Origin of the sequence: Paenibacillus popilliae ATCC 14706 (assembly GCF_000315235.1) — a bacterium.
In the GTDB taxonomy this organism is placed as follows: Bacteria; Bacillota; Bacilli; order Paenibacillales; family Paenibacillaceae; genus Paenibacillus_B; species Paenibacillus_B popilliae.
The window spans coordinates 1-6,527 of the sequence record NZ_BALG01000157.1 but is presented as its reverse complement, the minus strand read 5'-3'; the positions used below and the strand labels follow the sequence as shown (position 1 = coordinate 6,527).

Sequence of the window (6,527 nt, the reverse complement as noted above, 5' to 3'; positions counted from 1 at the left end):
GCTGCAAGCGCTCGACACGTTTTTTTCCAAACGTTGTCCATGCAAAGCCTTTCGTTAAAAAGCGGCTTAAAGTGTACTGTGCAAGTTTCCAAGGTTGAAACATGACTTTCAGCAATGCATCTTTGTCGGCCAGTTGCGCCATCTGGACAACGGAAGAGCAATTGGAAACGAGACCGACAATATAGAGGAAGCAAATAAGCCAAGATGGCGTTCCATTGCGTTTCATAATGCCGGATTGAGTGAGTAACAGGGAGAAGTCAAATCGATCCCAGAGACTCTTCAGAATGGGCGCTCCCGCACACTCGCCGTGATTCAATTCTCTAAACTTCGGTTTTTGCAACGCTGACATTGGTGACCCACCCCATAATCTGAAGATATACCCTATAAAAAAGGTATCCTTCGCAATTATAGTGTCTATTTTGAAAAGTCAAGTGGTTTTTTAGATATTTATCGAAATATTGTAGACACTTTTGTAGTGGTGACTGATTACCAATTAGTGTATTGAACTGCATAGGTCATGAGTATAGACATTACACTCACCCAACTGACAATTGAAAAGAACGATAACTTACTCGCAGGAGAATATTTATCTATATTGAGCATTTTGCATTAACCTAAGGCCCTGATACGCAAGGATTTTCTAGCATAAAAAAGGGACTTCACCCCAACTTGGCGAAGTTTTTTCGGTAACCCAACCAAAAACCCTAAGAATGGAGGAAGTCACCTTCTATATTCTCCAAAGTATATTCTCCGGGACAGTCTACTCTCCTTTGAAGATTTGCTAAAAATGCATTCAAAAGATCGATTGCCTATCTTTTTTAGTGCCTTGGATCTTCGTCCTTGCACCAAGCAAGGAGAAGCCGTTCACCCCGAGGTGCGACGGTCACTGTAGAGAAGGGATTTTATGCGCACTATTGCATCCGTTCCGGTATCTCACGTATCTATTGGAACAGTTGCCGCAACTTGCTGACTTGCAAGAGTCTGAGGCATTCGCTCCGTTATGCCATGGTCATCGCACATTCCGGATTCCTGTCGCATGAACGAATCTGCATTCATCATACACCGACCCATTTTGACTGCTAGGTGGGGTCTATTTGTCGTTCACGGAATACCGAAAGCGCCGGTAAAAAAAGTACGTGAACCCGTAGAGGGAATAAAGGCTTAAAGTCCGTGCGATGTCAGGCTGCTTGGGCTGCTGCCAAAACAAAAAACACGCGACTATCCGCCTTTTATTACCGATTGGTCTGCGAGGGTCGAAAAAAGCAAATATGGCACTGGCTCACCTGATGCTTCGCATCATCTTCATCATGCTGCGGACGGGTGTGCCCTATGAAGAACTCGGTCAAGATGATTTACCGAAAAAAGAAAAGGACGTCAACTACTGGGTACACAAAATCAAACAACGAGGGTACAATGTAGAGCTTCAAGAGTTGGGGGATGCCGGATAAACCTAATACTCCATATACTGGTTAAAAAATATAGAGGCTCGGAATAAAACAAGCATTCTGAGACCAAATGAGGGGTGAATGAAGCAGAAGCGCCGATGAAATGGCACAGGTGAAGAAGTTCACGGTAACCGCAAATCCACGATACGGCATCGTGCTGGCTGGCGCGGAACAACCGCGGGTATACGGGCAGATTGGAAGCACTATCGGCTGCCGTGAACATGTAGAGCGTGCGCCCGTAGTCATATTTCTCGCGGCAGCTGTCCCAGCCCCAGTTGGCATCAGGATCTGAAAATTGCCGTTTGCAGGATCATTTCCAGATTCCTGACTTGCGGCAGTCGCAAAGGAACTTACCGAAGGAGCGAGCTCCGGTCTCGACCGGGGAGCTGTCGCCGATGACGCGGAAGCCGTGAGTATCGCCAAGCAACCCTTTCGCCGCAGAAGGCAAGACGAACATCGTTTGGAACAGTTGCTGCAAGAGATCGTGTTCTTTGGGCGTGTAGTGGATTTTCGCTTCACGCAGGGCACGGGAGACGAGTTTGTCCGTAATTTTGGAGCCTCCGGAAGAAGTCATAAAAGGTGCCGACGCCCGGCGTATCGCGCCCGGCTCGAAACCGCTGAGAATGGCATAGATGGGTATGGTGCGAAGTGCACGGACCCAGTCATCCACGCTCATCCCGAGCTTGGTCATGAGCAGTGTGCTGCGCAGCATGTAGGCAGGGTCGCGAGGTGAGCGGCCTTTGGTTTTTAGGGAGTATGTGGAGTGAACCAAGGCAGTGGAGGAAAGGTCGATGGGCGTGACCCAGAAGACGAGGTTGCTGTAGAACTGCTGAAGCAGCGACAGGGCGCCGGGAGTATTGTACTCCTTGTGCAGTTAATCAGTTACGAAGGTCAAGTAGTCCTGACGGGAACGAGAAACAAGTTTCACAGCAATCACCCAAGTCTTTAAGAGATAGGCAACAAAAATGCCTTCTCGCTGATTTTGGGTCTTTTTCAAAAATGTCAAGAGGAAAATTCGTTCGCATCCCTGCTTTGGGGGTGAAACAATAAAAGACTCTGGCCGAAGGGCCAGAGCCAATGCGGATTATTGAATTCCGAGAGGCTACACACAATTTATAGGGGGTGTCTTTTTGCGCCAGTTACAGAATCCTTCTACTTCAGTGTAAAGAACTACATCCTACTACTTCGTGTGAGGAGTCACTTTCGTACAAAAAGTTTTTTTAAACAAGAAAGCATTAATTTAGGAGTTGTAAAATCAATTTCAATCATTAATATTAACATTTGAAGATTATTTTGGAGGTATAACTATTTATGAATAGGAAGATGTCTTTAAAAAAATTTCGTAAAATCAGTCTTATTGTGTTAACAAGCTTCAATTTAATAGTTACAGAAATTTATGTTCCTTCTCCTTTGTATGCAGAAGGACAACCCCCTACGGCAGAGTTCGTATCCCTATTGAGCAAAGGGGAAGAACAATTGCAAGCATTAAAGCAAGAAAAGCAAACGAAGCTAGAAGAACAACAAAAAAAATTAGTAGAAGAAGAGAGGATGCTAGCTGAAGAAATAGAAGAGGCGAAAGAGCTTCGTGAACAAATTATGAAAGAAACAATGGAAAATAATAATGGATATATAGTAGGAAAAATTTCTGATGTGAATCTATTATCGCAAATGCTGCAGGGGAGATATCCTAAAGGTCGAGGATCGGATAGGCGGGTCAAACAACAAATACAAGCCATCCGTGAAGGCCAAAAACAAGTGGATGCAAGCAAGAAAAGAATAGCCGAGATTGCAGCCCGCTATGATCAGCAAATGACTGCAATAGAGCAGAAGCAAGCTCAACATCAAGCCCAACAGCAAACCCTTCAAAACAAGCAACAAGAGCTGCTTCAAGTTGAAAAAAAAGCAGCACAAGCAGATGGCCAAGCGAAGCAACAACGAATAGAAATATATGAACATAAAATACAACCCGTCACCGATGCATTACACAGCATGATACAAGACTTGGAATCAAGCATTACGTTGATTGCGTCTGAATTAAGTACACCAGCAAATGATCATCTAAAAACAATGGTACTTTCCCTACATGCGATGGTGAATTATAGAAATATAGAACGAATGATGTATAAATTGGAGACCCTAATGGGTGACGTACCACCTGAAATCATAGAAGACGGGAGTACGGTTTTCCTTCAGCCATTCCAAGCGAAACAACGAAATTTACATTCCCAAATGAATAAAATAGTTACCCAACTAGTGACGATAAACCAAGAACATGTTGAACCTATTTTGCAGTTTCTCCAAGGGTTCCCAATAGAGGAGTTAACCGTAGAGGAGTTAAGCGTATTCGAAGATCTATTATTAGCAATTATTACGCAGCAAAATGCCAAAAAAATGAAAGAAATTCAGCAGCAATTAAAAAAAGCAGAAGAACGGGAGCAAGAGGCTTATCATCGGGTCGGGCATAGTGATCGTAGCCGTGTAGAACAACAAAGGCTTGACGGAGAAGTTTTACTCGTGGATCAGTTCGCAAGCTGGTCAGAACAGGGAGAAGAGCATAAAGCTGCACAGCGGCGTGCCGAAGCGAAGACGAAACAACTGATTCAAGTCCTTAAAAACCCGCACAGGCTCTCTTATCATAGCCTGTGGCTGGCCATTCATCCGGAACAAGGAACAACGCTGCCTTCCGCGCAGAAAACAGAAACTAACCAAGCCAAACAACGACTATACACGACCGTGGAGCAAGCTAACCACTATGCAAGTATGGCTGTTGATCTGGGAAAACAGATGAAAATGATTGTTGAGGGGGTGCAAGGGGAGCATGCCAGAAAAATAGCCAAGGAACCTACATTTGCAAAATTTTTCACCGAGCTTGGAAACAGTTTATCAGAATTGATCCAGCATCCAATTCAATCATTAAATTCTATATGGGAAGACAATAAGCAAGTGGTGCAAGCCGTGGAGAATAGCTTGCAGGCCAGCTTGTTCGGTCCCGGGGAAGCGGAAACGAATGCGCATATCCGACAGCAAGTGGACAAGCAAGGAGTGCTACGAACGATGGTGTCGTTGGCGCAATTGATGGAGCAAATCGGTTCAGGAATAACGGTATCGGATTGGGTAGGCCAAGAGCAACTGCTTGCCGCTTTGGATCAAGCAGCAGGGACAGAGGAAGAGCGTGCCGCATATTGGAGTAATCTAGAGACAGCAGCGGAGAATGTCATCCAGGTCAAGCAAGCAAAAGAGAACATAAACGGGCAACGACAAGCTTTCCGACACATATTTTTACCTACGGTTGAAATGATGGAGCATAACTTATTTGACAGTCCTGGGTGGCAAGCACAGATTTTAGATACAATGAAATATGTTCTGTTTATTTTTCTAGCCACTGATCCAATTGGAGGTTTTGTACCTATCAGCCCGGAAGATGGAATGATCTTAGGTGTAAAAGCAATCAGTCGAAAAATAGGCATTTTATCAAAAACGACCACCAAGCTAGAAATGATAAAGGACAGTGCGGTTGAGGCAGAAGAGGCAGCAGGGAAACAAATAAGAAAGGAGATCTATAAAGAAGAAAGTGCAGTTGAGGCAGAAGAAACAGCAGCGAAACAAATTAGAGAGGAAATTGATAAAGAAGAAAGTACGGTCGAAGAAAGGGAGATCCAAGTTTGCAGACCGTGCGGTCCCGGAGGTAGAGCCAAGCGGTCAATCGAATGCTGTGAAACGGAACCACAACCAGGGATAAGCACGTCAACAGAACAGTCAGAGTTAGATGACAACATTCCAACATTAACAGAAGAAGAAATCGCAGTGATGGAGGGGAGAGAACAACAGTCGCAACCGGGGACAAGAACTGCAAGTGAGCAGTCGGAACTGGAGCAAATCATTCCCGAAGCTCAAAACGCAGGGGGCGCAGCTACACGAAATGAAAGAACTCGTCAAATGGATGCGGATGAAAGTGCACCAATAAGCAACGTGGGTTATAGTTTCGAGAACGGCGATTTAATTTATGGACTTAGTGAACCAAGGTCACGCTTTATAAGAAAAATTAATAAAGAATTTTCCCTAACTAAAGCAAGCACTTCTGCTATAGTTATCGACCAATATAATAATGCTGTAATGCTAGAAATTAGTGATAGACAAATACCTTTATTGAAAAAGTATTTTAGCAAGGAATCAGAAGACGACTTAAAAAAATTAGCAAAGAAACTTAAGGTTCCAAAGGATTTAGAACAGGAACTGAGCAAATCTTCTAGGGGGCATTATCCTTTATGGAACGATTACTTTAACAATGAAAAATTTAATATCCCCGCTATTTTTGAAGAAACAGCCCGAGAATATGATAGTGATGTGTATCATCAATTAATACTAGGCTCTGATATTGTCCCCTTACAATCGAAATTGCTATGGAAGCGGGGGAGTAAACACGGCATAGAAATCGCCGCTACAAATCAGAGAACAAAAATTCATTTTATTCTCGACGATTTAGATATGGAAAAGGTAGTTACCAAGGAGGAACTCACACCTGAAACACCTAGAGGCGGTCAGTCAATCACAGCTTCTGAGCTGCGTTGTGTTTACCGGAATCGTGAAAGATTGAAAGGGCGTTTCATTTTCTATAGAGAAGGAGAAAGACTAAATCAGGCTCCATGGGAAGAAAATCCTGGATTATGGAGTAAGTATGAAGAGAAACTTAAAGAAAAGGAGCTTAAAGGAAGGGCGATAAAGGAAAATGAGATGCTAAAAGAAAAGGGGTCTAAAGAAAGCAAGGCATGGAAGGATCGACTCCGATCATTGTTCCCATAAATTCCCCCCCCCATGAATTGGCTACACTTAGTTGGACAGAAACAGCTATACTAGGGAGCAATACTTATTGCTAATGAAAGCCAATCCACTACCAAAACTAAAAATATTTTCGAGTGTGTTTTGGATTGTCAACAGTAAATCAAACAACTTTTTTAAGGGCTAGATTTCGATAGTGGACAGGAGTTATAACCCTAATGTTCCATGAATTCGATGCTTGTTAAACCAGTTGACGTAATCGTACAACTCTAGTTCCAGGTGAGTAAGGCTCTGGAAGTTCATCTG

Annotated in this window: 6 protein-coding genes and 1 pseudogene; 4 read left to right on the top strand and 3 right to left on the bottom strand. The window is 43.6% G+C overall.

The features are described from left to right. A partial coding sequence (locus PPOP_RS10825) for a hypothetical protein (protein ID WP_006286380.1) occupies positions 1–349 on the bottom strand: 349 nt, incomplete at its 3' end. A 438-nt stretch (positions 350–787) separates the two neighbouring features. On the opposite strand from PPOP_RS10825, the pseudogene PPOP_RS25935 reads away from it, so the two are divergent. The 3 genes and pseudogenes from PPOP_RS25935 to PPOP_RS24225 form a co-directional block, all read left to right on the top strand. After that, positions 788–917: pseudogene (locus PPOP_RS25935) on the top strand (transposase); the annotation flags it as partial. A 270-nt stretch (positions 918–1,187) separates the two neighbouring features. Then, complete coding sequence (locus PPOP_RS23415) at positions 1,188–1,448, top strand: hypothetical protein (protein ID WP_199898968.1); 261 nt, start codon at positions 1,188–1,190, stop codon at positions 1,446–1,448. A 100-nt stretch (positions 1,449–1,548) separates the two neighbouring features. Continuing rightward, positions 1,549–1,737, top strand: a complete 189-nt coding sequence (locus tag PPOP_RS24225) for a hypothetical protein (protein ID WP_006286378.1) — start codon at positions 1,549–1,551, stop codon at positions 1,735–1,737. Positions 1,738–1,755: 18 nt separating this feature from the next. Here the strand turns inward: PPOP_RS24225 and PPOP_RS24220 are convergent, their stop codons facing one another. Next, entirely contained in the window at positions 1,756–2,136 is a 381-nt protein-coding gene (locus PPOP_RS24220; protein WP_234399793.1) for a hypothetical protein, read from the bottom strand. A 620-nt stretch (positions 2,137–2,756) separates the two neighbouring features. Between PPOP_RS24220 and PPOP_RS10815 the strand changes: the two genes are divergently transcribed. After that, on the top strand, positions 2,757–6,245 hold the full coding sequence (locus PPOP_RS10815) for a hypothetical protein (protein ID WP_006286376.1): 3,489 nt from the start codon (positions 2,757–2,759) through the stop codon (positions 6,243–6,245). 183 nt (positions 6,246–6,428) lie between these two features. On the opposite strand, the gene PPOP_RS10810 is transcribed toward PPOP_RS10815, so the two are convergent. Further along, on the bottom strand, positions 6,429–6,524 hold the full coding sequence (locus PPOP_RS10810; protein WP_422730639.1) for an IS3 family transposase: 96 nt from the start codon (positions 6,522–6,524) through the stop codon (positions 6,429–6,431). Positions 6,525–6,527 lie beyond the last annotated feature (3 nt).

Coding starts and splice junctions, on each gene's coding strand:
- PPOP_RS24225 (WP_006286378.1), top strand. CDS start 1,549: ATGGCACAGGTGAAGAAGTTCACGGTAACCGCAAATCCACGATACGGC.
- PPOP_RS24220 (WP_234399793.1), bottom strand. CDS start 2,136: ATGACCAAGCTCGGGATGAGCGTGGATGACTGGGTCCGTGCACTTCGC.
- PPOP_RS10815 (WP_006286376.1), top strand. CDS start 2,757: ATGAATAGGAAGATGTCTTTAAAAAAATTTCGTAAAATCAGTCTTATT.
- PPOP_RS10810 (WP_422730639.1), bottom strand. CDS start 6,524: ATGAACTTCCAGAGCCTTACTCACCTGGAACTAGAGTTGTACGATTAC.